This window comes from Methylocystis sp. JR02, assembly GCF_030063565.1.
GTDB lineage: Bacteria > Pseudomonadota > Alphaproteobacteria > Rhizobiales > Beijerinckiaceae > Methylocystis > Methylocystis iwaonis.
The window spans coordinates 606,195-628,261 of the sequence record NZ_JASIRC010000001.1 but is presented as its reverse complement, the minus strand read 5'-3'; the positions used below and the strand labels follow the sequence as shown (position 1 = coordinate 628,261).

General features: G+C 63.6%; 27 protein-coding genes and 2 tRNA genes. 14 read left to right on the top strand and 15 right to left on the bottom strand.

What is annotated here, in order from left to right:
* Positions 1-272: 272 nt before the first annotated feature.
* The 4 genes from QNA11_RS02860 to mgtE all read right to left on the bottom strand — a co-directional run bounded on the left by QNA11_RS02860 (position 273) and on the right by mgtE (position 3,783).
* Positions 273-1,319, bottom strand: coding sequence for a glycoside hydrolase family 25 protein (locus QNA11_RS02860; RefSeq protein ID WP_283481902.1), 1,047 nt, complete (start codon positions 1,317-1,319; stop codon positions 273-275).
* A 132-nt stretch (positions 1,320-1,451) separates the two neighbouring features.
* Positions 1,452-1,970, bottom strand: coding sequence for a GNAT family N-acetyltransferase (locus tag QNA11_RS02855; protein WP_283481901.1), 519 nt, complete (start codon positions 1,968-1,970; stop codon positions 1,452-1,454).
* The gene (locus QNA11_RS02850; protein WP_283481900.1) at positions 1,967-2,242 is read right to left on the bottom strand and encodes a type II toxin-antitoxin system TacA family antitoxin; all 276 of its coding nucleotides are present in this window, start codon (positions 2,240-2,242) and stop codon (positions 1,967-1,969) included. The genes QNA11_RS02855 and QNA11_RS02850 overlap by 4 nt, the downstream gene beginning before the upstream one ends.
* 131 nt (positions 2,243-2,373) lie before the next feature.
* Positions 2,374-3,783, bottom strand: coding sequence for a magnesium transporter (gene mgtE / locus QNA11_RS02845; protein ID WP_283481899.1), 1,410 nt, complete (start codon positions 3,781-3,783; stop codon positions 2,374-2,376).
* A 70-nt stretch (positions 3,784-3,853) separates the two neighbouring features.
* Between mgtE and QNA11_RS02840 the strand changes: the two genes are divergently transcribed.
* The gene (locus tag QNA11_RS02840; RefSeq protein ID WP_283481898.1) at positions 3,854-4,729 is read left to right on the top strand and encodes a polysaccharide deacetylase family protein; all 876 of its coding nucleotides are present in this window, start codon (positions 3,854-3,856) and stop codon (positions 4,727-4,729) included.
* Here QNA11_RS02840 and QNA11_RS02835 read toward each other — a convergent pair whose 3' ends face one another.
* From QNA11_RS02835 to QNA11_RS02820, 4 genes are all read right to left on the bottom strand, one after another.
* The gene (locus QNA11_RS02835; RefSeq protein ID WP_283481897.1) at positions 4,730-5,656 is read right to left on the bottom strand and encodes a hypothetical protein; all 927 of its coding nucleotides are present in this window, start codon (positions 5,654-5,656) and stop codon (positions 4,730-4,732) included. It abuts the gene before it with no gap.
* 326 nt (positions 5,657-5,982) lie between these two features.
* The gene (gene modA, locus QNA11_RS02830) at positions 5,983-6,789 is read right to left on the bottom strand and encodes a molybdate ABC transporter substrate-binding protein (RefSeq protein ID WP_283481896.1); all 807 of its coding nucleotides are present in this window, start codon (positions 6,787-6,789) and stop codon (positions 5,983-5,985) included.
* A 329-nt stretch (positions 6,790-7,118) separates the two neighbouring features.
* Positions 7,119-7,541: a VOC family protein gene (locus QNA11_RS02825; RefSeq protein WP_283481895.1), complete on the bottom strand. Its 423-nt coding sequence runs from the start codon at positions 7,539-7,541 to the stop codon at positions 7,119-7,121.
* Between the two features lie 270 nt (positions 7,542-7,811).
* Positions 7,812-7,896 (bottom strand) — tRNA-Leu (locus QNA11_RS02820).
* 384 nt (positions 7,897-8,280) lie between these two features.
* Here QNA11_RS02820 and QNA11_RS02815 point away from each other — a divergent pair.
* Positions 8,281-9,372 carry a fatty acid desaturase gene (locus tag QNA11_RS02815; RefSeq protein ID WP_283481894.1) on the top strand — a complete coding sequence of 364 codons (1,092 nt, stop codon included), beginning with the start codon at positions 8,281-8,283 and terminating at the stop codon, positions 9,370-9,372.
* A gap of 69 nt (positions 9,373-9,441) precedes the next feature.
* On the opposite strand, the gene QNA11_RS02810 is transcribed toward QNA11_RS02815, so the two are convergent.
* Positions 9,442-9,654 carry a hypothetical protein gene (locus QNA11_RS02810; RefSeq protein ID WP_283481893.1) on the bottom strand — a complete coding sequence of 71 codons (213 nt, stop codon included), beginning with the start codon at positions 9,652-9,654 and terminating at the stop codon, positions 9,442-9,444.
* Between the two features lie 327 nt (positions 9,655-9,981).
* On the opposite strand from QNA11_RS02810, the gene QNA11_RS02805 reads away from it, so the two are divergent.
* Positions 9,982-10,584, top strand: coding sequence for a J domain-containing protein (locus tag QNA11_RS02805; protein ID WP_283481892.1), 603 nt, complete (start codon positions 9,982-9,984; stop codon positions 10,582-10,584).
* On the opposite strand, the gene QNA11_RS02800 is transcribed toward QNA11_RS02805, so the two are convergent.
* The gene (locus QNA11_RS02800; RefSeq protein ID WP_283481891.1) at positions 10,575-11,375 is read right to left on the bottom strand and encodes a DUF72 domain-containing protein; all 801 of its coding nucleotides are present in this window, start codon (positions 11,373-11,375) and stop codon (positions 10,575-10,577) included. The two genes, QNA11_RS02805 and QNA11_RS02800, sit on opposite strands and share 10 nt — an antisense overlap.
* A 263-nt stretch (positions 11,376-11,638) precedes the next feature.
* Between QNA11_RS02800 and QNA11_RS02795 the strand changes: the two genes are divergently transcribed.
* From QNA11_RS02795 to lipB, 6 genes are all read left to right on the top strand, one after another.
* Positions 11,639-12,043: a DUF350 domain-containing protein gene (locus tag QNA11_RS02795; protein WP_283481890.1), complete on the top strand. Its 405-nt coding sequence runs from the start codon at positions 11,639-11,641 to the stop codon at positions 12,041-12,043.
* A 4-nt stretch (positions 12,044-12,047) separates the two neighbouring features.
* Positions 12,048-12,401 carry a hypothetical protein gene (locus QNA11_RS02790; RefSeq protein WP_283481889.1) on the top strand — a complete coding sequence of 118 codons (354 nt, stop codon included), beginning with the start codon at positions 12,048-12,050 and terminating at the stop codon, positions 12,399-12,401.
* Positions 12,401-13,558, top strand: a complete 1,158-nt coding sequence (locus tag QNA11_RS02785) for a glutathionylspermidine synthase family protein (protein WP_283481888.1) — start codon at positions 12,401-12,403, stop codon at positions 13,556-13,558. Before QNA11_RS02790 ends, QNA11_RS02785 begins: the two co-directional genes overlap by 1 nt.
* Positions 13,559-13,623: 65 nt before the next feature.
* Positions 13,624-14,082, top strand: coding sequence for a YbhB/YbcL family Raf kinase inhibitor-like protein (locus QNA11_RS02780; RefSeq protein ID WP_283481887.1), 459 nt, complete (start codon positions 13,624-13,626; stop codon positions 14,080-14,082).
* A 346-nt stretch (positions 14,083-14,428) separates the two neighbouring features.
* Entirely contained in the window at positions 14,429-14,776 is a 348-nt protein-coding gene (locus QNA11_RS02775; protein WP_283481886.1) for a hypothetical protein, read from the top strand.
* Positions 14,773-15,492 (top strand): lipoyl(octanoyl) transferase LipB, encoded by a 720-nt coding sequence (lipB, locus tag QNA11_RS02770; RefSeq protein ID WP_283481885.1) that lies wholly within the window; start codon positions 14,773-14,775, stop codon positions 15,490-15,492. Before QNA11_RS02775 ends, lipB begins: the two co-directional genes overlap by 4 nt.
* Positions 15,493-15,673: 181 nt before the next feature.
* Here lipB and QNA11_RS02765 read toward each other — a convergent pair whose 3' ends face one another.
* The gene (locus tag QNA11_RS02765) at positions 15,674-15,964 is read right to left on the bottom strand and encodes an acylphosphatase (RefSeq protein WP_283481884.1); all 291 of its coding nucleotides are present in this window, start codon (positions 15,962-15,964) and stop codon (positions 15,674-15,676) included.
* Entirely contained in the window at positions 15,961-16,821 is an 861-nt protein-coding gene (panC, locus tag QNA11_RS02760; RefSeq protein WP_283481883.1) for a pantoate--beta-alanine ligase, read from the bottom strand. The genes QNA11_RS02765 and panC overlap by 4 nt, the downstream gene beginning before the upstream one ends.
* 468 nt (positions 16,822-17,289) lie before the next feature.
* Between panC and QNA11_RS02755 the strand changes: the two genes are divergently transcribed.
* The 4 genes from QNA11_RS02755 (at position 17,290) to QNA11_RS02740 (ending at position 19,069) form a co-directional block, all read left to right on the top strand.
* Positions 17,290-17,568: a hypothetical protein gene (locus QNA11_RS02755; protein WP_283481882.1), complete on the top strand. Its 279-nt coding sequence runs from the start codon at positions 17,290-17,292 to the stop codon at positions 17,566-17,568.
* A gap of 227 nt (positions 17,569-17,795) precedes the next feature.
* Positions 17,796-18,005 (top strand): cold-shock protein, encoded by a 210-nt coding sequence (locus tag QNA11_RS02750; protein ID WP_202073445.1) that lies wholly within the window; start codon positions 17,796-17,798, stop codon positions 18,003-18,005.
* A gap of 225 nt (positions 18,006-18,230) precedes the next feature.
* The gene (locus QNA11_RS02745; protein WP_281928168.1) at positions 18,231-18,608 is read left to right on the top strand and encodes a hypothetical protein; all 378 of its coding nucleotides are present in this window, start codon (positions 18,231-18,233) and stop codon (positions 18,606-18,608) included.
* A 176-nt stretch (positions 18,609-18,784) separates the two neighbouring features.
* Positions 18,785-19,069 (top strand): hypothetical protein, encoded by a 285-nt coding sequence (locus QNA11_RS02740; RefSeq protein WP_283481881.1) that lies wholly within the window; start codon positions 18,785-18,787, stop codon positions 19,067-19,069.
* Positions 19,070-19,084: 15 nt separating this feature from the next.
* Here the strand turns inward: QNA11_RS02740 and QNA11_RS02735 are convergent, their stop codons facing one another.
* Positions 19,085-19,537: a gamma-glutamylcyclotransferase family protein gene (locus QNA11_RS02735; protein WP_283481880.1), complete on the bottom strand. Its 453-nt coding sequence runs from the start codon at positions 19,535-19,537 to the stop codon at positions 19,085-19,087.
* Positions 19,538-19,597: 60 nt separating this feature from the next.
* On the opposite strand from QNA11_RS02735, the gene QNA11_RS02730 reads away from it, so the two are divergent.
* A tRNA-Ser gene (locus QNA11_RS02730) sits at positions 19,598-19,687 on the top strand.
* 47 nt (positions 19,688-19,734) lie between these two features.
* Here QNA11_RS02730 and QNA11_RS02725 read toward each other — a convergent pair.
* Both QNA11_RS02725 and QNA11_RS02720 read right to left on the bottom strand, forming a co-directional pair.
* Entirely contained in the window at positions 19,735-20,931 is a 1,197-nt protein-coding gene (locus tag QNA11_RS02725; protein ID WP_283481879.1) for a GGDEF domain-containing protein, read from the bottom strand.
* 389 nt (positions 20,932-21,320) lie between these two features.
* Positions 21,321-22,016, bottom strand: coding sequence for a LysM peptidoglycan-binding domain-containing protein (locus QNA11_RS02720; protein WP_283481878.1), 696 nt, complete (start codon positions 22,014-22,016; stop codon positions 21,321-21,323).
* Positions 22,017-22,067 lie beyond the last annotated feature (51 nt).

Here is a 22,067-nt window from a genome sequence, read left to right as displayed (position 1 = left end):
CTACCCCCATCAGCCCCGAAAGGCCTCAGCAGCAGCCTTCTCGGGTCACCCCCAGGGCTCCGCATCCGGGTTAACAAACCCTACGCAGCCGCGTCATGCCCGCGCTTGTCGCGGGCATCCACGCCGGGACATTACGACACGCGGGGAGAAGAAGCGCGTTGGTCCGATCATGTTCTCAGCTTTCCGGGTCGGCGCGGCGTGGATGGCCGCGACAAGCGCGGCCATGACGCGGGGACACATCTGCTCGTCAACCCGAATTCGGAGCCCTGGAATCACCCCTTGTCGGGCTGACCCTCAATCCCGGCGGGCGGAATCGGCGCGCCCTGCGCCGGCGCGTCTTTCTCATAGGCGCCCTTCTCGACGCCCTTGAGCATCGCCGGATCGTCCTCGATGAGCTTATTGGCGGCGCGCTCGTCCACGATCGGCTTAGGCGCCGCCGCCGCTACGGGCGCGGCCTTTATGCCGGTCGTCGAGGAGAGCCAGCCGCGCCAATGCTCATGGGAGCCGTTGAAGGTGTTCTGGTCCACGGCGCCGACGATTCCGGGCACGCGGCCGTCCGAGCGATATTGCCAGAAGGTCCATTTGCGGTCGCCGTAGCGCACCTTGGGGTGGTATTTCGTCGAGCGCACCCAGATCGGATATTCCGACAGCGCGTCGGGCTGGAGAATCGCCTGGTAGAAGTCGACCGAGGAATAGATGATCGGCTTCTTGCCGTAGTGGCGCTCCATCGCCTCCAGCATGACCCGCATGTCGCGGATCGCCTCCTCGCGATAAAGGGTGCGCTTGCAGCTCTTGGACTCCGGCGTCGGCTCGACGTCGAGCACGGGCGGCAGCGCGTCAGGGTCGTTAGGCACGACCGAGGCGAAATTAGCGATTTCCTCATGCGGCGGGCGGCACCAATAGACGAAGTGATAAGCCCCGCGCGGCACGCCGGCGGCCTTGGCGGCCGCCCAATTATATTGGAACTTCGAATCGGCCTTGTCGCCGCCCTCGGTCGCCTTGATGAAGGCGAATGCGACCCCCGACTCCTTCACCTGCTCCCAGTCGATGTCGCCCTGATATTTGGACACGTCGATTCCATGGACGGCGAATTCGGCGCTGCGCGTCGCGGGGAAGAGGTGAAGGTCCGATTCCGGCACCGCATAGGCGAGGAAGGTCGGGTCCCGCTTGGCGTTCAGGAGGGGGGCGCTGGTCGCAAAACGCGGCCGCTTTGCATGGCCGGGATCATAGCTGCTGCCACAGCCGGCGAGAGTCGCCGCGCCGGCCGCAACGCAAGCAAGCGCGGTGATACGCAATACGGAACTATTCAACGAGCACATTTCGTCAAATTATCCCAGGAGGGGGCAACGAAGCGTTAACGCGCCGCGCCGCGAATGCATGCCGATCGGGGATTTTTGTGATTCTTTGCAGCCGAAATATGTTTTTGAAGCGATCCCGACGGCCGCACCGGCCTAATCGCCGAACAAACGCTTGATCTGCTTCATCAGAAGGAAGAGATATCGTGGCTCGTTCGGGGACTCCTCGAAGTTGAAGTGCTGATAGAACTGCTTTGCCCGCTCGTCCTTCGCATGGACGATCAGCGCCCGAATCCCAGCAATTTCCGCGGCCTGAGCGGTACGCCTGAGAGCGTCTCGTAGAAGGGCTGGGCCGAGCCCCTTGCCCTGCCATCCTGTGTCGACCGCCAGCCGCGCGAGGATCATGACCGGAACCGGATGCCGCGCAAGCCCTTTTGCCAGCCGCTCATGCGCGTCGGCGTATTCGACCTGCCCGACCGTAAGGCTGAAATAGCCCGCCACGGCGTCGCCAACCTCGGCGACATAGGTCTGCGCTCCCCCGGACGTCTGGCTGGCCAAGGCGTAGCGTTTCAAGAAGATGTCGAGCGGCTCGGACCCACAATCGAAGGACTCTACGGCGTGCGTGCGGCGCAGCTTGGCGGTTTGCGGCTTCGGCGTGGGGGCGCCGGCGCTCAATCGAGAATGGTTTTTTGGCTAACGAGGCGCGCCAACCGCGCGGTCGGTTTGGGCGGCGCATCGAGAGCAGCCTGGAAGGCCTCCCAATCCGTCGCCCCGAGCTTGATCACCCGGCGTTCCGCCAGCACTTCGTCCGCCTTGAGGAGGGCGCTCTCCAGCACGAAGTCGCTGACGGTCTTGTGGCTGGCGTCGGCAGCCTCGCGCAGCGCCTGCTTCGCCGCCGCCGTCAGGCGGATGTCGATTTTCTCGGTGCGAGTCGCGCGAGCGGCCATGTCATCTCTTTCCTCAGACAAATCCTACCGTGGGCGCCCGACATTGTCAGCACAATTTCTGTCGGTCAGGCGAGCCTGAAGGCTCGCGGTCCAGGGGGGGCGGACTTTGGACCGCGAGCCTTCAGGCTCGCTTATTTCAAATGGAACCACATGGTCGCGATCGTTAAAAACGCCCCATAACCGACCACATCGGTAATCGTCGTCACGAACGGCCCCGAGGACACCGCCGGATCGAATTTGAAGCGGTTGAACAGCAACGGCACCGCGATGCCCCCAAAAGCGCCCGCCACCAAATTCGTGAACATCGCCAGGGCCATGACCGGCCACAGCCCGACATTCTGGAACCAGTTGGCGGCGACGATCCCGGTCACCAGGCCGAAAGCCGCGCCATTCACCGCGCCGATCGCCAATTCGCGGAAGATGATCTTCATCGCGTTGGCGCGGTTCAGTTCGCGGGTGGCCAGCGCGCGGACGGCGACGGTCATCGTCTGGGTCGCCGAATTGCCGCCCTGCCCCGCGATGATCGGCCCAAGCACCGCAAGCGCGACCATCTGCTCCAGTTGCGACTGGAAGGTCTTGAGCACGCTGGAGGTGATGAAGGCGGTCAGCAGATTGATGAACAGCCAGGTGAAGCGGCTTTTGGCGATCCACCAGAAATCATCGGTCAGCTCTTCTTCCGGGTTCACGCCGCCGAGCGCCTTGATCTCCTCCGAAGCCTGCTCCTGAATGACGTCGACGATGTCGTCGATGGTGAGTGCGCCGACGAGCCGCTCGCTTTCGTCGACGACCGGCGCTGACACGAGATTGTAGCGCTCGAAAAGACGGGCTGCCTCGGTTCCGTCCTCGGTCGCCTTCACCCGGCGCCGGTCGGCCTGCATGATCTCATCGAGCCGCGCATTCGGCTTGGCGCGCACGAGGGCGTCGAGAAAGACCGTGCCGAGCAGGTGATAGCCGGGGTCGACGACGAAGACCTCGAAGAAAGTTTCAGGCAATTCGTCGCCATCCGTCTCGCGGAAGAAGTCGAGCACGCGGCCCGCCGTCCAGAAGGGCGGCACGGCGATCAGCGTCGTCTGCATCAGACGGCCGGCGGAGCCTTCCGGATAATCGAGCGAGCGGCGCAGGACGATGCGTTCCTGCGCCGGCAGGGCTTCGAGAACCTCCGCCTGCTCCGCAGGCTCGAGCGTCTCGAGAATGGCGACGGCGTCGTCGCTTTCGAGATCGCGCATCCCCTCGACCAGGGTCTCGACCGGCAGCTCTTCGAGAATATCTTCGCGGGTGGCTTCACCCACTTCCATCAGCGCGGTAAAATCGAAGTCCGCGCCCATCAGCTCGACGAGGCGCGGGCGGGCCTCATGGCTCAAAAGCTCGAGCAGCGCGCCGAGATCGGCCTCGTGAAGATCGCCGACGAGTTCATGGACCTTGTCGGAGTCGCCGAGCGCGACGGCGGCCTCGACCGCGAAGACGAAATCGCGGTCCGGCCCGCCGTTTTCTTCGCGGAAACCCTCGGCGCCCGCCGCCGTTTCTTCATGATCGAGTGGCATGCCGATTCCCGCTACCAGGCTTCAGGCTCCTTAACCCGCGCAGATGCGGAAGCAAACCGGCAAAACCGAAATGATCAAACTTTCCAGCGTAGCGCTCTGCGCCCTCCTGACCCTCGGCGCGACGGCCGCCGTCGCCCGCGACTGCGAGCCTGACGCGCTCGGCGTCTCGCGCACCATCGCCATCGGCCCGAAGGGAACCGCCGTCGGATTGCAAAGCTATCCGCGCACGCTCGATCTGCAGGACCATGAGGTTGTCCTCACTTTCGACGACGGGCCGGCCGAGCCGACCGCGCGCGTGCTCGATGCGCTCGCCAAGGAATGCGCGCTCGCGACATTCTTCGTCATCGGCCGCAACGCCGAGGAGGCGCCGGCGATGGTGCGGCGCGAGGCGACCGAAGGGCACAGCGTCGGCTATCACTCCTACAGCCATCCCGCCAATACGCTTCGGCTGATGTACGACGAGGGGGCAAAGGCCGATATCGAGAAGGGCGTTGCGGCGGTGCAGAAGGCGTCGGGCGACAAATCCGCGCCCTTCTTCCGCTTTCCCGGCTTTGCCGATACGCCGGAGCTTGTCGCTTACCTGGAAGGCAAGGGCTTCACCATTTTCGGCTCGGACTTATGGGCCTCCGACTGGTCGCCGATGGCGCCGAAGGCCGAGCTTGATCTCGTGATGTCGCGGCTGGAGAAGGCCGGCAAGGGAATCGTGCTCTTCCACGACTCCAAGGCGCAGACGGCCGCGATGTTGCCCGATTTTCTAAGCGCGCTGAAAAGCCGGGGCTATAAGCTCGTCCACATCGTCCCCGGCGAGGGCGAGACGCCTATCGTCGAGGCGGGACCGGATTGGACGTCGACCACCGAGCCGATCATCGCGAAGACGCTTGCGGGCAAGGTAAAGGGCGCCGCCGCGGGAGACGGCCATGGCCACTCCCACGGCGGCGAGAAGTAATCAGCCGTTCTCGCAGGCGTAGAAGCCCTTGGCGCCCCAGCAGGCGCCGGTCTTGTAGACTTGGCCGAGATTGCGGCCGCCGAGCGTCGCCGTCCAGACGCGTCCGTGCTTATGGGCGATTTCGAGCGGCTTGCCCGGCAGGTCGAAGGTCACGGCCTCGGCGGTATGATGCACCTTGCAGCTTCCGCTGTTCTGCACGCGGCCAGAAAGCTTCAAATAGCATTTCGCCATATGCGCGTCATCCGCGGGCGCTTCCGCCTGCCTTGCGGGTGAAGCAGGTTCCGCCTTGGCCTGCGGCGCCGGCGCGGCGGGAAGCTCGGCGACATTGGCGTCGTCGGGCGGCGTCGCCGTCTCCTGGCTTTCGCCGCCCTGCCCGGCTCCGAGCTTCTCCCGCACGGAGACTGGCGGCGGCGCCAAAGGCTCCGGCGCGCGCGCGGGCGCGGCCGCTGTTTCGGTCATGGGACGCGCATCAAGGAAGGGATCGAGGGCCGATGTCTTCAGCGCGGGAGCCGCAGGCTGCGGCGCGGCTGGCTGCATAGCGGCGGCGGGCGCCGTCTCGGTCGCCGGCGCCGGTTTCGCGCCCATCTCCTCCTCGACGGGCGCCGCGACGGCGACGGCTGCTTTCGGCGCCACGAACTCGGGCTGGGCTTCGCTCGTTCCGCCGAGCGGCGCGCCCGGGCCAAAGAGCGCCGTGCTCATGATCGCGGCGGCGCCGCCGACAATCGTGAAGGCGAGAACCAGATGGATAACGCCTTCGACGCGATCGTAGGACAGGCCCCACAGCGGCGCACGATAAGCGTCGCCCCCTGGCGGCGCCGTGCGTGGGCGAGACAGAAAGGCAGAAATGCTGGAGGCGCGCGCGACGGGGCGCTTGGCTTCCGGCTTGGCGGCGCCGTTACGACGGCGGTTTTCTAGAATGACGCTCATGTTACTCTCTCCGGGCACGAGGCTCGAGAGACGACAGGGGCGCGCCGCGCTTCCCGAGCGGCCTTTGACGCGCCACGTCTCGCGAGTCCGATATGCCGGGACGCTCTCCCGGACGGTTTTTCCCAGCCCAACCAGCGCGGGCAGCCATGCTCGGCCCTCTCTCTGCGCCAGTTCCAGACGCATCTTGTGAGGGAAAATGTGGCTGATCTTTGCCCTGGCCGGAACTTCCGCTTTCGGACCGCCGGCGGCGCCCAAAAGAGGCGCCCACTTGGATAATCAATAATTTGGCGTCGCGGATCGACTGCCTCGATCCGCGACGCGAAGGATCAATGGGAAACGCTGAACCCCTGCTCGGCGAAGATCGCCTTGCCGGGCTTGCTCAGAAGGAAGGAGAGCAGCTTGGCCGCCCCGTCGCCCTGCGCCGTGGCGGTGAGGGCGATCGGGTAAACGATCGCCGGGTGAGAGTTCGCCGGGAAGGTGGCGACGACTTTCACCTTGGGCTCCGATTTGGCGTCGGTGAGATAGACGATCCCGAGCGGCGCTTCGTCACGCGCAACGAAATTGAGCGCCGCGCGCACATTATCGGTGAAGGCGAAATTCGGCTCGGCGACAGACCACAGCCCCAACTTCTCCAACGCCGCCTTCGCATATTTGCCGACGGGGACGGAGGCGGGGTCGCCGGTCGCGATCTTGCCTGAGCCGATCGCCTGCGTCAGCGCGTCCTTCGTGAAGGCGAGCTTTTCCAGCTTCGATGATTTCGGCGCGACGACAACAAGCACATTGCCGAGGAAATCGGCGCGCGTATCGGCGCGGATCAGATTTTTGCCGGCCAGATAGTCCATCGACGCCGCATCGGCCGAGACGAACACATCCGCCGGCGCCCCCGATTCGATCTGCTTGGCGAGCGCCATCGAGCCCGCATAGCTGATTTTCAGCTCGATCCCGCTTTTCGCCTTGAAGGCGGCGGCCGCCGTGTCCAGCGCGTTTTTGAGGCTCGCCGCGGCGAACACGGTCACCGTAGGCGCGCTCGCCTGGGCATTTGGCGGCGGCGACGCGACGGGACCTTCCGCGAAAACCGAGGCGGCGACGAGCGAGAAGGTGAGCGTGAAGGCGAGGGTGAGTAATCTGATCATGGACAATCCTCGAAGAGGCGTGGGCTCCCGCAGAACCGCGGACATGAATATGTGAACTTAGGAATAGTTTAACGCCACGCTGGAGTCATGCGCATATTTTCCGCAAATAACGCCTAACTTTACACCAAAATGCACCTATGCAGCAGGGCCAACGACCGTTGCGCGGACTGCTGTCATTCCCGACGCCCGCAAAGCGGGCGATCGGGAATCCAGAGCAAAACCAATGCTCTTGTGGCTCTGGGTTCCCAGTCGCGATGCGTGCTATTCAAAGGGGAGTGGATTAAGGGGTCGGTCCGGGCTAAGCGGACCCAGGCCCGCTCCCGTACCCCCTAGACGCCGAAGGTCACGAGACCGCGCTCGTCGATTGGCCAGGCGGGGTTCCACGCGATCTCCCAGGCATGATCGTCGGGGTCGGCGACGTAGCCGCGAAAACCGCCATGCGGCGGCTCGTCTGCAGGGCGGATGATGACGCCGCCTGCCTGCGCGAGCCTGTTCATCAAGGGAATCACGTCCTCTTTCGCCGATACATTATGTGCGAGAGAGAAAGCGCCCGGTTGCAGCAGACCGGCGCGATTCATATCGGCTTCCAGGGCGGCCTTCAGGAAGGTTCCCAAAACGAAGCCGTTCATTTGATAGAAGACGATCTGGCTGGCCTCGAAAACCGGCGACCATCCGAAGCCATCGACGTAAAAGCGCCGCGACCGATCGAGATCGACGACGCCAAGGGTAATGACGGAAATTTGCTGTTGCACCCTACGACCTCCTGTTCGCCGACACGCGATTGCATCGGACGTTAAAGGCCAGGGGACTCATCGCTGTCGCGAAGGTCAGGACCCGCTTCCACGGGGATCGGGCTAACCGCACCGATCTCTCCTTTTTTGACAGTCGGGGATTAGCAGCGCTTCGCCTGCTGTTCAATGCCCCGTTGGGCAGAAACAGGCGTGTTTGCGTTGAAGAATTGCAGCGGCTTTAGAGCCGCTCACCGATCTTCCGCGGCTCAGGGAATGCCCGCTGGAAAATTTTGGTGCGGTCGAGAGGACTCGAACCTCCACTGGTTGCCCAACTAGCACCTCAAGCTAGCGCGTCTACCAATTCCGCCACGACCGCATCGGGCGCTTCGACTTGTGCTGTGAAGCGCCGGCGCGCAGCCTCTAACAAATTGACCGGGCGCTGACAAGGGCGGCGCCATAATTTTGCAATCGACCGGGCGCCAACGGGGGAAAAGTCGAGCCAAACCAAGGGAAAACCACGCATGGGGACATCTGGAAGAGCGGCCGGGCGCCCATGCGGGGCCTCGGGCGGGGGGCTTAGACCGTCCCTCCTCGGGCGTACAGATTCGACGCGCCCGAGCCTGGGTCGAGATGCCGCATAATCTTTCAGAAATGCAGGGGCCTGAGTGATTTGACAAGAGCGCGGCTATAGCCGAAGGGTTTCCCGGCGGCAAAAAACAAGAACGAAATGGCGCGTCGCGCGCCCCCGGGGAAGAAAAAATTGAACGACACGATCGCTACTTTAGGCGGTAGCCTGGAAACAGGCGAACCGGACGGGCGGGCGCTCGCCCAACGCATGGCGGCGCTCAAAAACGAGGCGCGCGAAAAGGGCTATTTCAACGTCCCGCTCTGGGAGCAGGCGCTTCGCGGCGTCGAGCTCGTCGGCGTTCCGACGCTGGCTTTCGCTTTGCTCGCGAAAGGCGGGCTCGCGGCCGCGGCCGGCGCGCTGCTGCTCGGCGTCCATTATCCGCGCACGGCCTACCTCGGCCATGACGTCGCCCATAACCAATGGGGACCGCGCGAGGAGCCGAAAGCGCGCGTCATGCTCGCGGCGGCGGCGCTGTTCCAGGGCTTCGGCGCCTCCTGGTGGGTGGAGAAGCACGAGCTGCATCACTCCTTCCCGAACGGGTGCAAGACGAACGCCGACGGCGTGCTGACGCCGATCGACGGCGACATCGATTCGGCGCCGTGGATCGTGTGGGACAAGCTCCTCGTCCAGCACAATGATACGGCCCAGATGTCCGGCTTGTCGAGGTTCCTCGCTCCCTTCCTGCGGCGGTTCCAGGTCGCCCTCTTCTTCCCGCTGCTCATGCTCGCCCGCTTCAACTGGAGCTGGCAGAGCATCGCGACCGCAGCGCGCAAAGAGAAGACGCTCGAGACGGCGCTTTGCGTGGCGCATTGGGTTCTGGGCCTCACGCTCGCGGGCTTTCTCACGCCGGGCGCCGCCTGGACGGGTTGGGCCTGGTTCGTGTTCGCGCAGCTTCTCGGCGGCTTCATCCTCGCCTTCGTCTTCGTCCTCAATCACACGGGGATGGAAGTCTATGACGCGGCGAAGGCCATGGGCTTCTATGACCGTCAGGCGCGCTCGACCCGCAACACGCCAACCTCGACCTTCCTGGATTGGCTTACCGGCGGCCTCAACAGCCAGATCGAGCACCATATGTTCCCGACCATGGCGCGGCGCAATTTGAGCAAGATGCGCGAGGCGACCCGCAAAGCCATGCAGGAGTGCGGCTACGCCTATGACGAGCTGAACAACCGCGAGGCCATGCGCGCGGTTCTGACGACCTTGGACGAAGCCGCAAGGGCTTAAAACAATTCGGGAGGCTGATGCTTTCAGCCTCCCTACCAAAGGGCGCCAGAGCCCAGCCTCGCCTAAAAATTAGATTGGCAGAATCGCAGCCATTGCGCCGATCGTGATGAAGCCGGCCAAGGCGATCATTATCGTAAGCTTGTCCATCCGACCCTCCCCTGCCTCCGCCCAAATTGGCGCGAGCACGTCAATAACGCTGGCGTTTTCCTTTGGTTGCATTTTGTGACGCAGCAAAATGCGCTGGAATTCTTCGCAGACGCACACGCGCGCTGAGGCGGTCACAGTCGAGCCCGAGCAAAATACTGTTCAGTGTCGAGATCCGCTCGATAAGTTCGTCGCCATCCGCGCCGCTCGCGCCGTTTGGGCACACAGGAAATCACCGCCGTCATTGCGAGGAGGCGGAGCCGACGAAGCAATCCAGAGCCGTATCGCCGCCCTGGATTGCTTCGCTTCGCTCGCAATGACGGGCTCTGGGCAAAACTTCGGCCCGTGGAATGACAAAATCGCCTCAGTGTTCCACAACCGCCGAAAGAGACGTGTCGCTTCCGCCTTGATCCTGCCCGCCAACTCGGCAAAAGATAGCCGCATTCACCCGATCCGGTCTGAGCGATGGCGAGTCACTACGAGGTTCTTGGCGTCAACGAGGACGCGACGCGGCGCGAGATCAACGCGGCCTATCGCCGTCTCGTCAAGCAGCATCATCCGGACAAGGGCGGCGACCCCGCCAAATTCCAGCGCGTCACGCAAGCCTATAATGCGCTCAAAAGCGCGCCCGAGCGCGAGGCCTATGACTTCGAACATAAGTTCGGCAGCTTCCTCGACGAGACCGCCAACAAGCGCACGCTGCTGCAGCGGCTGAACGCGTTTCTACGCGACCGCGCCTTCGCAGCGCTGAGCGCGCTGTCTTTTCTGCTCGGCGTGCTGCTGATCGACGCCGGCGACGGCGTCAACGAGAGTTACAACCCCTTTCTGCTCGCGGCGGGCTGCGCTTTCATCCTGCTATGCGTCGGCTTTTTCGCCAATCGCGGACAGGCTTACGACGGCCTCGGCGCGGCGCTGCTGCGCGCTGTGTTCTCGATCCTGTTTTTCCTGTTCGACGTGCTCATGCGCGTCTATGTGATTCTGGCGCTGATGTTTTCGGTCGTCGTTCTCGTCGCGCTGCTCAATTGGCTCAAGAAAAACTTCCTGCACCTGCTTCCGCTTCATTTCTGAAGGCGTTCGATCAGCGCCATGGCGGCGGCGGGGTTTTTCTCCTTCGCGCCGCGAATGACATAAAGATAAACATCGCGCCCGCTGCGTTTGGGCGTATTGGCGCAGATCCGCGGCAGATCGCTAGGCGCGCCGCCTTCCGCCCATTTTTGGGCGCGGGCGGCCCAGAGATCGAGCCGCTCGCGATCGTAGCCTTGCTTGCGCGACGCGCGCGTTCCCATGATGCGCGCATAGACGAAGGGCGCGGTGAGATCGGCGATCAGCGGAAAATCAGAATCGCCTTCGACGACGATCGCTGCGTGATGCGCGCGCGCCAAAGCGATGAATTCGCTCGTCACGAAGCTTTCGTCGCGCGCCTCGATCGCATGACGCAGCGCGACGCCTTCGCTCTCTCGCGGCAATGCTGACAAAAACGCCGCGCAAAAATCAGGATCGAACTTGCGCGTCGGCGGGAATTGCCACAGCACAGGCCCGAGCTTTTCGCCGAGCGCCGCGACGCCGCTGTCGAAGAAATGCGCAATCGACTCTTTCACATCATGCGGCGTTCGCCGGCTCATGGCGTAGCGCGGCGCCTTCACGCTGAAGACGAAGCCCTCGGGCGTCTGGTCGCGCCAGCTCAGATAGGTCTCGCGCGTTTGCGTTCGATAGAAAGTCGCGTTGATTTCGATCGAGGTGAGATGACGGCTCGCATATTCCAGCTCATGCGACGTCGGCAGTCCCGGTGGGTAGAACGCCTCGCGCCAGGGCGCAAAGCTCCAGCCGCCGACGCCGACATAAATGCGGCCCGTCGTCATCCGCGCTCCTTTGCCCACGACTGGAGTTAGCGCGCGCGTCGCGGCGAGCGAGGGTGAACCGGCGCTGGGAAATTGTCTTGTGATCATTGCTCCTCGAAAAAGTGATCGAGAAGAAAGGAAGGATTATGGCTGAGCGGCGGGAAGACGGCGCCGAAATGTGATTGTCCTCGATTACAATCGAGCGCGATGTGCGGGCGCGCACAGGACTTTTTTGCGGAGCTTGTTACTGTCGCGCCCAACTCGAACCAAGAGAGATTCGGCTCGTGCCAGACTTTTTCTCCGGCCTTTTGGCGTTCGCTGTTTATTTCACGGGCGCAGCAGGCTTCTGCGCCATTTTCTGTCTCGTTTATACGCGGGTGACGCGGCACGACGAATTCGCGCTCATTGTCGCGACGCAGAGCGCCTCCGCGGCAATCGCCTTCGGCGGCAGCCTTGTGGGATTTGCGATCTCGCTTGCGGCGGCGATCCACCATACAGGCTCCATCGCCGAATTCGCCGTCTGGGGCGTTGTCGCGCTCGTCACGCAGATCATCGCCTATGGGCTTGCACGGCTTGCGCATCCGGGGCTGTCGCAGGCGATCCAGGAGAATGTGCTCTCGGCGGCCATCTGGGTCGCCGCGGTCTCCATCGCGGCCGGCCTGCTCAGCGCCGCCTGCATGAGCCCGTAACGCCATGGCCGACGGGACGCCCAAGGAATTCGGCAGGCGCGCGCCGCCCGTCGTTCTGCAGAAACCCAAAACGTCGAAGGAACGACCGAACCCGATCCTTCCCCAACGGAAGCGTTCGCTCGCCGTGTCCCTCGCAGTAATGGGCGCGGTCTCGCTCGGCGGCTACGGGCTCTACGAATGGATCGAAAGCCCGCACTGCGAGCCGGACCCGAAAAATCCCGACCAGCAGATCTGCAGGCATAGCAACGGCTCGACCTCACACAGCTCCAGGGGCTGGCATTGGTCGTCGGGCTCCAGCGCCTCGACCCATGGCGTCTCCTTCGGCGGCTTCGGACACTCTGGCAGCGGCGGCGGCTGATGAAACGAGAAATCTCACGACCCCGCCACGGCGTCGAAGCGCATTTCAAAAACATCGGCTTCGCCTACGCCCATATGGACGGCGAGCCTTATTGGGAGGAAAGCGCGCGCTATATCTTCACCCTTCGCGAGATCGAAGACGACATCGAGGCCGCAACGCGCGAGCTCGACGCGCTCTGTCTGGAGCTCGTCGGCCGCATCGCGGAAAGCGAAGAGACGATGAATCGCCTGCATGTGGCGAAACATGCGCGCGAGCTTATCGCCGAGAGCTGGAAGCGGCGCGACCCTTCGCTTTATGGCCGCTTCGACCTTGCTTACGACGGCAAGGGCCCGGCGAAGCTCCTCGAATATAACGCCGACACCCCGACGAGCCTGTTCGAAACAGGCGTCGTGCAATGGCATTGGCTGGAGCAGCTCACAGCGAGCGGCGAGCTGCCGCAGCACGCCGATCAGTTCAACTCGCTGCACGACAGGCTGATCGCGCGCTGGGCAGAGATCGCGCCCGAGCGTCTCGTGCATTTCGGCGCGATGAGCGACAGCGTCGAGGATTTCGGCACCGCGGCCTATCTCGCAGATTGTGCGGTGCAAGCGGGATGCGGCGCCGCGCTGCTCGACATGCACGACGTCGGCCTCGACGGCGCGCATTTCTGCGACCGCGACGGGCGCAAGATCGAGACGCTGTTCAAGCTCTATCCTTGGGAGTGGATGTTCGCGGATACGTTTTCCCATGCGCCGGCCATGCGCGCCACGCGCTTCGTCGAGCCGCCATGGAAGGCGCTGCTCTCCAACAAGGGCATGTTGGCGCTGTTGTGGGAGATGGCGCCGGGACATCCAAATTTGCTCGAATGCTATTTCGCCGACGATCCCCGCGCGGCGGCGCTCGGCCAGAGCTACGCCAAAAAGCCGATCTACTCGCGCGAAGGCGCCAATGTGCTGCTGGTGAACGACGGCGCCGCCATCGCCAGCGCGCCCGGCGATTACGGCGCCGAGGGCCATGTGCGGCAGGCGTTGCATATGCTGCCCTGTTTCGATGGGCGCTATCCGGTCGTCGGCTCCTGGGTGGTTGGCGGCGAACCGGCCGGCATGGGGCTGCGCGAGGACGCGACGCCCCTCACCTCGAACCGCTCGCGCTTCGTTCCACACGCGATCGTCGGCTAGGCGCGCGACCGCCGCCGCCCGGCCGCTAAATAAATCCCTAGCCGGACCAACAGACGGAGGCGATCATGCGGCTGACCTCGACGGCGTTACAGGACGGCGGCAATATTCCGCGCGACTTCACCTGCGACGGGGACGACCGCTCACCGCCGCTCGCTTGGGCGGAGGCCCCCGGCGAGACGCAAAGCTTCGCTCTGATTGTCGACGATCTCGATGCGCCGAGCGGCGTGTTCGCGCATTGGGCCTGCTACGACATTCCCAAGGATTTCGCTGCTCTCGAGGAAGACTCCGGGCGGCCTACGACCTCTGACATTCTTCGCCACGGCCAGAATGATTTTCGGGAGCTTGGCTACAATGGCCCCTGCCCGCCGCATGGCCACGGGCTGCATCGCTACCGTTTTCGTCTGTTTGCGCTGGACTGCCCCAAACTGCCGCTCGGCCCGCGCCCGAGCTGTAAGCAGGTCGAGGAGGCGACGCATGGGCGCGTTCTCGCGGAAGCGCGGCTGATGGGACGTTACGGGCGCTGAGACGAGATTCAAGTTCGTTGTCATTCCCACGCTCGCGAGCGAACGATCGGGAATCCAGAGCAGACCAGCGCCGTCATTGCGAGCGAAGCGAAGCAATCCAGAGCGCCGCCTCGGCCCTGGATTGCTTCGTCGCTTCGCTCCTCGCAATGACGGTGGGGGCTGGATTTCTGATCGGGCCTTCGGCCCGCCGGGAATGACAAGGGCTCGACGCGTGCTGTTTAAACGGAAAGTATGAGACGCCTACAATCTGACGCTTTCGCCGCATCTCCCTGTCGTGCTTGCGTGCATAATCTGGATTCAAAAATGCTGTAAAAGAGAGTCATTGCTTTTGTTATCGGAGGTTGTCATGGCGGTTTTCAAGCTTCCCCTCTCGGGCGACGTGCCTGTCAACGTCGCTCCCTTTTTGAATCCCTTCGGGATTGTCGGCAGCAATTTCTCCTTCATGAATATAGATCTTGGCCAATCCAGCGCGCCGCAGGTCGAGCAACAGGTGCTGAAAGACGTGGGCAGCTATGGCAAACAACTCGGGCGCGTTGGCGACGCGCTACGCGTGCTCGTCGAAAAGCTCGACGAGAATGACTTGTCGAAGAAGGAGAAAAAGGCCGTCCGCGCTTTTCTCGCCATGCTCGATGAAATCGACGACATCAAGCGCGCGCAAGGCCGCGCGCCGGCGTCGAATGGCGAGGCGCCATGACGGCTTCCTCCTGCCCTCCCCGCGGCTCGATCGCGCCCGCGCTCTCGCCGCACGCCGGCGCGCCGCCGGTTGAATGGCGCGTCAGCGAGGGGCTCGTCGGCTATGAGGAGGCGCTCGCCTTTATGGAAGACCGCGTGGCGGTGATCGCGCACGGCGCAGCGCCGGAATGCGTCTGGCTACTGGAGCATCCGCCGATCTACACGGCCGGAACCTCGGCCAAGGACGGCGACCTTCTCGACGCGCGCTTCCCCGTCCACCGCACGGGACGCGGCGGGCAATTCACCTATCACGGCCCCGGCCAGCGGATCGCCTATGTAATGCTCGACCTTACGCAAAGGCGCCGTGACATCCGCGCCTATGTCTGTGCGCTGGAATCCTGGCTTATCGCCACGCTCGCGGATTTTGGCGTCGCCGGCGAACGCCGGGAGGCGCGCGTCGGCGTCTGGGTGCAACGGCCCGACAAAGCGCCCGGCCCGAACGGCGAAATGGCGGAAGACAAGATCGCCGCCATCGGCGTGCGTCTGCGCCAATGGGTGAGCTTTCATGGCGTCGCACTCAATGTCGCGCCCGACCTATCGCACTTCTCGGGCATCGCGCCCTGCGGCGTGCGGGAGCGGCATCTGGGCGTTACGAGCCTGAAAGACTTGGACGCGCCCGCCACGATGGCGGACGTCGACGCGGCGCTGCGGCGCCATTTCGAGGCGATCTTCGGCTGACTCTGCTCTCATACGAGATCTGCTTGACTGGTTCGGCGTCATTCCCGACGCTCGCAAAGCGAGCGATCGGGAATCCAGAGCCAAACCAGCGCTTTTGTGGCTCTGGATTCCCGGTCGGGCTTTCAGCCCGCCGGGAATGACACGTCCCCCATGCGAGCTATTCAACCGGAAGCGGTCTTGTCTAAACGGTCTCGCCCACTGTGAAGGCCGTGGCGTCGCCAAGCTCTGCGAAGTCCGCCTCCGCCTCGCGCAAGCTCTCGACCCGCGCGAGAAGGGGGCCGCGCCGGGCCGCTGCCATCAAGGCCGCGACTTTCTCCTCCGGCCCTGCGGCGAGAGCCTCCACTGAACCATCCCGGCAATTGCGCGCCCAGCCGACGAGCCCAAGCGCATTGGCCTGCCGAATGAGAAAGGCGCGGAAGCCGGCGCCCTGCACGCGGCCGGTCACGAAGAAACGGACGACGCGGCGGCTCATGTGTTCGGAACCGCGACATTGTCGATGAGCCGGGTGGCGCCGAGCCGCGCGGCGGCGAGGATGCGCATCGGCCCGTCGAGGCGGCGCGCAACGCGCGCAAGCGTATCGGCGTGGCGCGCCTCGACATAGTCGATATCGAAGCCCGCGCCCACGATCGCCTCGTGGGCCTCGCCCATCACATGCCCGACGACCTCGCCCTCTCCAATGCGGCGCGCCGCCTCGGAGAGGGCGCGATAGAGCCGCGGCGCGCGGGCGCGATCCTCCGCCGAGAGATAGATGTTGCGCGACGACATCGCGAGCCCGTCGGGATCGCGCAGCGTCGGCCCCGCCAGGATGCCCGTCCCAATGTCGAGATCGCGCGCCAAATGGCGAATGACGAGAAGCTGCTGATAATCCTTCTCGCCGAAAACCGCGACATCCGCCTGCGCCTGATTGAGCAGCTTGGCGACGACCGTGGCGACGCCGGCGAAATGGGTGGGGCGGAAACGGTCCTCGAGGTCGGCCTTGGCCGGGCCTTCGAGCGTCACCGTCGTGCAAAAGCCTTCCGGATACATCTCTTCGACCGCCGGCGCGAAGACGAGATCGGCGGAGACGCTTGCGAGCTTCTCGCAATCGGCCGCCAGCGTGCGCGGGTAACGCGAGAAATCCTCAGTGGGGCCAAACTGCGTGGGATTGACGAAGATTGTCGTGATGACGCGATCCGCGTGGCGGCGCGCCTCCTCGACGAGCGAGAGGTGGCCGGCGTGCAGCGCGCCCATGGTCGGCACGAGGCCAATGCGCTCGCCCGCCGCACGGCGCGCGCGCACGAAGGCGCGCATGTCCTCGACAGTATGGACGACAGGAACCTCATAGCTCATCCGCGCAGGCCTTTCGTTTGTTCCGCCGGCATAAGATGGAGCTTGCCAGAGCATGTCAATACACGCCAAAGCGCGTGCGCAGGCTCCTGTATTTCTTGGTTTTCAGACGACTTGACGCAAAATCGTGCGCCCCTTGGCGACACTTCCGGGCCGCCCCTTTTAGCGAGCGCTAAACAACTCGGGACAAAGAGAGCGCTGGAGGGTATTCGCAGGTGCACAGCGCCCTATATGGCGGGAATGCCCAAGCGACCATACGAAGATGAGGCCACGCGTCTCGCGAAAGCCAGACGCCAGTTGAGAGCCAAAATGGTTCAGTCTGGCATGCTGCCAGGCCTCTTCGTGAAAGGGACCAAGACGCTGCGTCCCGAGATCAAGGCGCTCATAGACAAGGCAGTCGCGGAAAAAGCCCGCGAAAAGTGAACGTGACCGCCAAAGACCGACCCGCTCTGCTCAGACTGGAGGGCCGAGATGTCCCTCGAACGGCTCGACACGGAAACCTTGCGCGAGGCGCAGGGGTTTTCGTTCTCCATGCGCATCACCGGAACACATGAGAATGTGCGGGTGTTCGTCGCCGACGACGCGCTCGATGACGGCATGGCGCGCGGCCTTGCCGAGCTGCGCTCGCAGTTCGATAAAGACAAGCAAGGGTTCCAGGATATTGCCAGCGCCCGACATTCGCACGGGAGAGTGGCGGCGAATGGCACCGTCACGATTACGGCGGCCGACCTTTTCGGGATCATCGACTAGACTTTTAGGCCTCGCCCGAGGAGCGGGATCGAAATCCCATCTGTCCGCGCAGGCGGCGGATCGGCTACGATTGTTTATTCGTTCGCGAGACGTTATCATCCACCCATCGATAACGAACGGCCTGACGACTCGGCCCTGTTCCTCCGGGAACTGCTGATGATCACCCTCCAGACATCGATCGACCCGGCCCCGCGCATGCGGGCCTTTCTCCGTGCTTGGAGAGAAGAATGGCAACTGGAACCGTAAAGTGGTTTAACGCCCAAAAGGGCTTTGGCTTTATTCAGCCTGACGAGGGCGGGCCGGACGTTTTCGTCCACATCAGCGCCGTCGAACGCGCGGGCATGAACGACCTCCGCGAAGGCCAGAAGATCAGCTATGAGATCGTGGCGGACCGCCGCTCGGGCAAGTCGTCGGCCGATCAGCTCAAGCCGGCCTGAGGCGCTGACCCCGAACAAGATCGAGGGCCGCCGTCGCAACGGCGGCTCTTTTTGTTTTTGCTGGACGCAAAAAAGCAGGGCGCGACTGGGCGTTCGAGCCGCCTGCAGCAAGCGCGGCGGGCGCGCGGGCGCTTTCTACGTAGTTTCCCTAATTGAGCGTCACCATGAGCGGCGCCAGCATCTGGCGGTAGCGGCGATAAGCCGCAATTTACCCGCGTGACCGCGATGCGTCTTGTCCTCGTCGAGTGGGCCTCCGACAGAGTCCTTGGAGACACGGCGGATTTTGCCAAAGATTCGGCCGAATGGGCCGATTGCGCTTTTCGTGAAATTGCCCTCGAGCAACTCGCCGTCGTCGCCGCGCGGCTCTTCGATGAAAGTCGGGGACGGCGAGGGTGGCGCTACCAGTTCGCCTGTTTCGGTCGGAAAGAAAACACGACGTATGAGATTTTCACGGTGAACGAAGAAGAGGAGGAGGCGATCTTCCGTCCTGACGCCTCTTCGATCATGCAAGCCGTCATCACCCGCTGCGCCTATGCCGGCTTTGTCCGCCGAAAGCCGCCAGAGCCGCGGATAGCCACTTTGCCGAATACGAAAGCAGCATAGCCGGGGCCTCGCCCTCGATATATCGGTTTGACGCGCAGCGCGCCGCGAGATGATTTGTCCTCACGGAGTCAACAGGCTCCGATGAGTTATCCAAAGAATAAGTAAATTTACGCAATTGAAAGCTGGCCCCTAAGTGCGGCAATCTGTCGCAGAGCTGGTTGGGCAAGGATTGCAAGATGCTGAATGTTCAAGAGATTACGATCGCGACACGCCCGCACGCCGGCGAGACGATCCTTGCGGCCGCGCCATCCGCCAGGAGCCGCGTGCTGCTCTCGTCTTATCTGCTCAACCTCTGGCGTGGGCCCGACGCCGTGCGCGACATGATCGTTGCTGATTTCTGCGCGGCGACCGATTTGGGGGCGTCGGCGCAGGCGGCCGACCTCTTGCTGGTTCTGCGCCAGTTTCTCGAAGACTGGCCCGAGGCCGGCCTTGTTCCATGCGCCTGCCTGCGCCAGTGGTGAAAGCGCGGCGGCGTTTCAGCGGCCTTTCTTCTGCTCCGCCGCGAGATAAGCCAGATAGGCGACATGCGCGGCGGGCAGCTCCAGCGCCTGCGCCGCCGCGATAATGTCGGCAAGATAGCCCGGCCAGGCCGACGCGCCGGCCGCGCCCGGCGGCGGGGCGGCGCCAATATAGACGAGCGCCGGGGACGCGCCGAAGGGCTCGCGCAGGACGGGTATGATTTTCTTGGCGTAGAGCCCCTGCCCCACCTGCTCGTAGCGGTCGAGCGCCGCAACGTCTGAGGCCGGAACGTCCCACAGCGCGCCATGGACGGCGGCGCGCGCATCGGGAACGACGCTGGCGAAGCCCGAGGGCAGAATCACGAAACGCCAGCGCGCGAGCCGCGCCCGCCCGAGAAGCCGCGAACGCGGACAACGCCGCGCCATGGCGGCGGCGTCCATATTGGAGCCATAGGCAAAATGCAGCGGCACAGTCGATCTCTTCCTTTGCCCTCTCGCGCAACGGCGCCGCCGTGCTATATCACGCGCCGGGGAAGGGTGGCCGAGTGGTTTAAGGCAGCGGTCTTGAAAACCGCCGTGGGGGCAACTCCACCGTGGGTTCGAATCCCACCTCTTCCGCCAACCTCCAATTCCGCCTTTCACAGGCGAGGCGCCGGGCGTCCGCCCGCTCAGGCCGCCGTCAACGGCGGTAAGAAGTCGTCGAACCGGTTTCTTGTCGCTCGCGACGCAACGCGGGCGGCGTCTGGAGACAGAAAAACCCGGTTCCTGCCTGCGGCCTTCGCCATGTAAAGCGCTTCATCCGCCGCGCGCATCAACGCCGCCAAACCGGCGGTCCGATCCTGCATCGCCGCAACGCCCGCGCTGACCGTTGCGAATCCATCCGCAAGGGTGGCCGCTTCCTCGGCGAAATCGCACCGAATCCGTTCTGCGGTCGATAAGCCTGTCGATGGTTCGCAGATCAGCAAGGCGGCGAATTCTTCTCCGCCGACCCGAGCCAGCACGCCGCCCGCCGCTTTTGTGTTACGCGCGGCAACATCGGCGAAGCGCCTCAGCACCCGATCGCCCTCGGCGTGTCCGAAACGGTCGTTGATCATCTTGAAGCGGTCGAGATCGAAGACGAGCAGAACCAGAGTCTCAGTTCCACGCGATTTCTCGATGGCGCGTTCCGCAGCAAGATCGAAGGCGCGCCGATTCCCCAAGCCCGTCAGCGGATCGGTCAGCGCCGCAATCTTCTGCCGCGCCGTGGCCCGCACCTTCGAAAGCGCGAGCAGCATGAAACCAAGCACGATCCCGTGGCTCATGCCTTCGGCGGCCATGAATTTCGCGATTGGCGAATCGTAAACCGACTTCATTGGCATATCGACAGTCACGAACTGGGCGTAGATCCCCATGAGCGCCATGAAGCAGCCATGGAACGCCGAAAGCGCCGCCGTCGCGCGCGCGATGGTCAGACGCTCCTTGTTGTAAGAGTAGAGCTCATAGGCGATCGAAAACGCATAGGCCGCGGCGATCGTCACGCGCCCGTCGATGCGAATGAGAAGCGAGACGTCGGAAAAAGCCAGGATCCAGATGGCGCCGCCGGCTATCGCCGTGACTCTGCTGAATGGTTTTTCGACAAAAACCCGGATCCCCGCCCAAAGCGCGCCCACCCCCCAGAGATTGAGGGCGCCCGCGAGGACGGGAGGGATCGCGGCGAGATCGCTCGCCGCATACACCAGCAACGCGCCGCTGTTGAGGAAAAACGCCAGGGACCAGAAGCGGAACTCTCCCGCTCTATCCTCGCGCCAGATGAAATACATGAACGCGCCCAGGAGCGCATAGATGAAGGTGTTGAAGGCAAAAAGCGTCGGTAGCAGAATGCTCATCAGACTCTCGCCAACCTTGCCGATGCACGCGCCTGCAGCCGCCGGCCACGCGAGCGCCTCCATCGCTGTTCTTCCTGGATTCGCGCTACATCACGCGACGTTTCCGCCTCGTCTGCATGACAAGGTTTGGCCGAACCTTAGCCCGCTCTCCGCTCGCAGGAATCGTGCCCGCGATGAGGAAAGCGCGCAGATTCAAAAAGCTGGAGCGCACTCATATCGCAAAAGTCTATCGACTTTTGCGGAATGCGTTCCAGCGGCCCGCGCCACTGCTCCAATTGAGAAGCTTTATACTGCAACATGTTAGCGCGCGCATATTTAATTGTTAATTTAAAGCGTCATTCGTGGTTAGTCGTTCGCAAACAAATCAGAATACGCCGGCCGCTATCGGATTATTTGTGTCCCGCCAGCCTGGGCGCCTTTGGCAGCGCGATGACCTGCCCGGGGCGTAACCGATTGGGATCGATGTCGGGATTTGCCTGCGCAATGTCCCGCCAGCGCCCGGCGTCATGGAAGAGCTTCTTCGCGACCCCGCGCAAAGTGTCGTTGGCGACGACAGTATAGCTGCTCGGCGCGCCTTCGCCCGAGCCCATCGGCTCCCCGCCGTGGGAGCCAGCCGGTTGTTCCTTCGCGGCCTGTGCCGAGGGCCCGCCGCCTGTTTCGGGCTCTGGCTTTGGGGCCTCCACGGGGCCCGTCACGGCGCCGCCATGCGACGCTTCCCCTCCCGCTGTTTCGGTCCCGCTCTCGCCGGGCGCCCAATTACGGATCGCTATCACAGCGATGACAGCGACCATGGCGCTCGCCATCAGCAAGCCGGCCGCAAGCCGCCCCTTGTTCTCGCCCAGAGACTGTCTCGCTCCTTCGCGCGTCTCCGCGGCCGGCGCGCGGCGAATGAGAGGGCCGTTCTCCACTTCCGTTTTGTGAAGCGCTTCCAAATCGCGAAGCCCCAGCGGGGCGCCACGATCGTCCGTGATCTCGATCGGCGCTTCGGCGCGCGCCTGCAGGGTCTTGACCAGCTCGAGGCATTCGCTGGCGCTTGCGGGTAGATCGCGAGCTCGGTCGGCTCCATGGACAACGACATAGGCCACGACGACCCTCATGGATTTTGGCGGCAACAGTGACCTAGAAGACGGAAGCCA

Bases quoted from the DNA above. Each gene is read 5' to 3' on its own strand.
- mgtE (WP_283481899.1), bottom strand. From the start codon at position 3,783: ATGCCACTCGATCATGAAGAAACGGCGGCGGGCGCCGAGGGTTTCCGC.
- QNA11_RS02750 (WP_202073445.1), top strand. From the start codon at position 17,796: ATGGCAACTGGAACCGTAAAGTGGTTTAACGCCCAAAAGGGCTTTGGC.
- QNA11_RS02755 (WP_283481882.1), top strand. From the start codon at position 17,290: ATGTCCCTCGAACGGCTCGACACGGAAACCTTGCGCGAGGCGCAGGGG.
- QNA11_RS02790 (WP_283481889.1), top strand. From the start codon at position 12,048: ATGGCCGACGGGACGCCCAAGGAATTCGGCAGGCGCGCGCCGCCCGTC.
- QNA11_RS02725 (WP_283481879.1), bottom strand. From the start codon at position 20,931: ATGAGCATTCTGCTACCGACGCTTTTTGCCTTCAACACCTTCATCTAT.
- QNA11_RS02850 (WP_283481900.1), bottom strand. From the start codon at position 2,242: ATGGCCGCTCGCGCGACTCGCACCGAGAAAATCGACATCCGCCTGACG.
- QNA11_RS02745 (WP_281928168.1), top strand. From the start codon at position 18,231: ATGCGTCTTGTCCTCGTCGAGTGGGCCTCCGACAGAGTCCTTGGAGAC.
- QNA11_RS02835 (WP_283481897.1), bottom strand. From the start codon at position 5,656: ATGAGCGTCATTCTAGAAAACCGCCGTCGTAACGGCGCCGCCAAGCCG.
- lipB (WP_283481885.1), top strand. From the start codon at position 14,773: ATGACGGCTTCCTCCTGCCCTCCCCGCGGCTCGATCGCGCCCGCGCTC.
- QNA11_RS02740 (WP_283481881.1), top strand. From the start codon at position 18,785: ATGCTGAATGTTCAAGAGATTACGATCGCGACACGCCCGCACGCCGGC.
- panC (WP_283481883.1), bottom strand. From the start codon at position 16,821: ATGAGCTATGAGGTTCCTGTCGTCCATACTGTCGAGGACATGCGCGCC.
- QNA11_RS02765 (WP_283481884.1), bottom strand. From the start codon at position 15,964: ATGAGCCGCCGCGTCGTCCGTTTCTTCGTGACCGGCCGCGTGCAGGGC.
- QNA11_RS02785 (WP_283481888.1), top strand. From the start codon at position 12,401: ATGAAACGAGAAATCTCACGACCCCGCCACGGCGTCGAAGCGCATTTC.
- QNA11_RS02805 (WP_283481892.1), top strand. From the start codon at position 9,982: ATGGCGAGTCACTACGAGGTTCTTGGCGTCAACGAGGACGCGACGCGG.
- QNA11_RS02840 (WP_283481898.1), top strand. From the start codon at position 3,854: ATGATCAAACTTTCCAGCGTAGCGCTCTGCGCCCTCCTGACCCTCGGC.
- QNA11_RS02775 (WP_283481886.1), top strand. From the start codon at position 14,429: ATGGCGGTTTTCAAGCTTCCCCTCTCGGGCGACGTGCCTGTCAACGTC.
- QNA11_RS02860 (WP_283481902.1), bottom strand. From the start codon at position 1,319: ATGTGCTCGTTGAATAGTTCCGTATTGCGTATCACCGCGCTTGCTTGC.
- QNA11_RS02800 (WP_283481891.1), bottom strand. From the start codon at position 11,375: ATGACGACGGGCCGCATTTATGTCGGCGTCGGCGGCTGGAGCTTTGCG.
- QNA11_RS02780 (WP_283481887.1), top strand. From the start codon at position 13,624: ATGCGGCTGACCTCGACGGCGTTACAGGACGGCGGCAATATTCCGCGC.
- modA (WP_283481896.1), bottom strand. From the start codon at position 6,789: ATGATCAGATTACTCACCCTCGCCTTCACGCTCACCTTCTCGCTCGTC.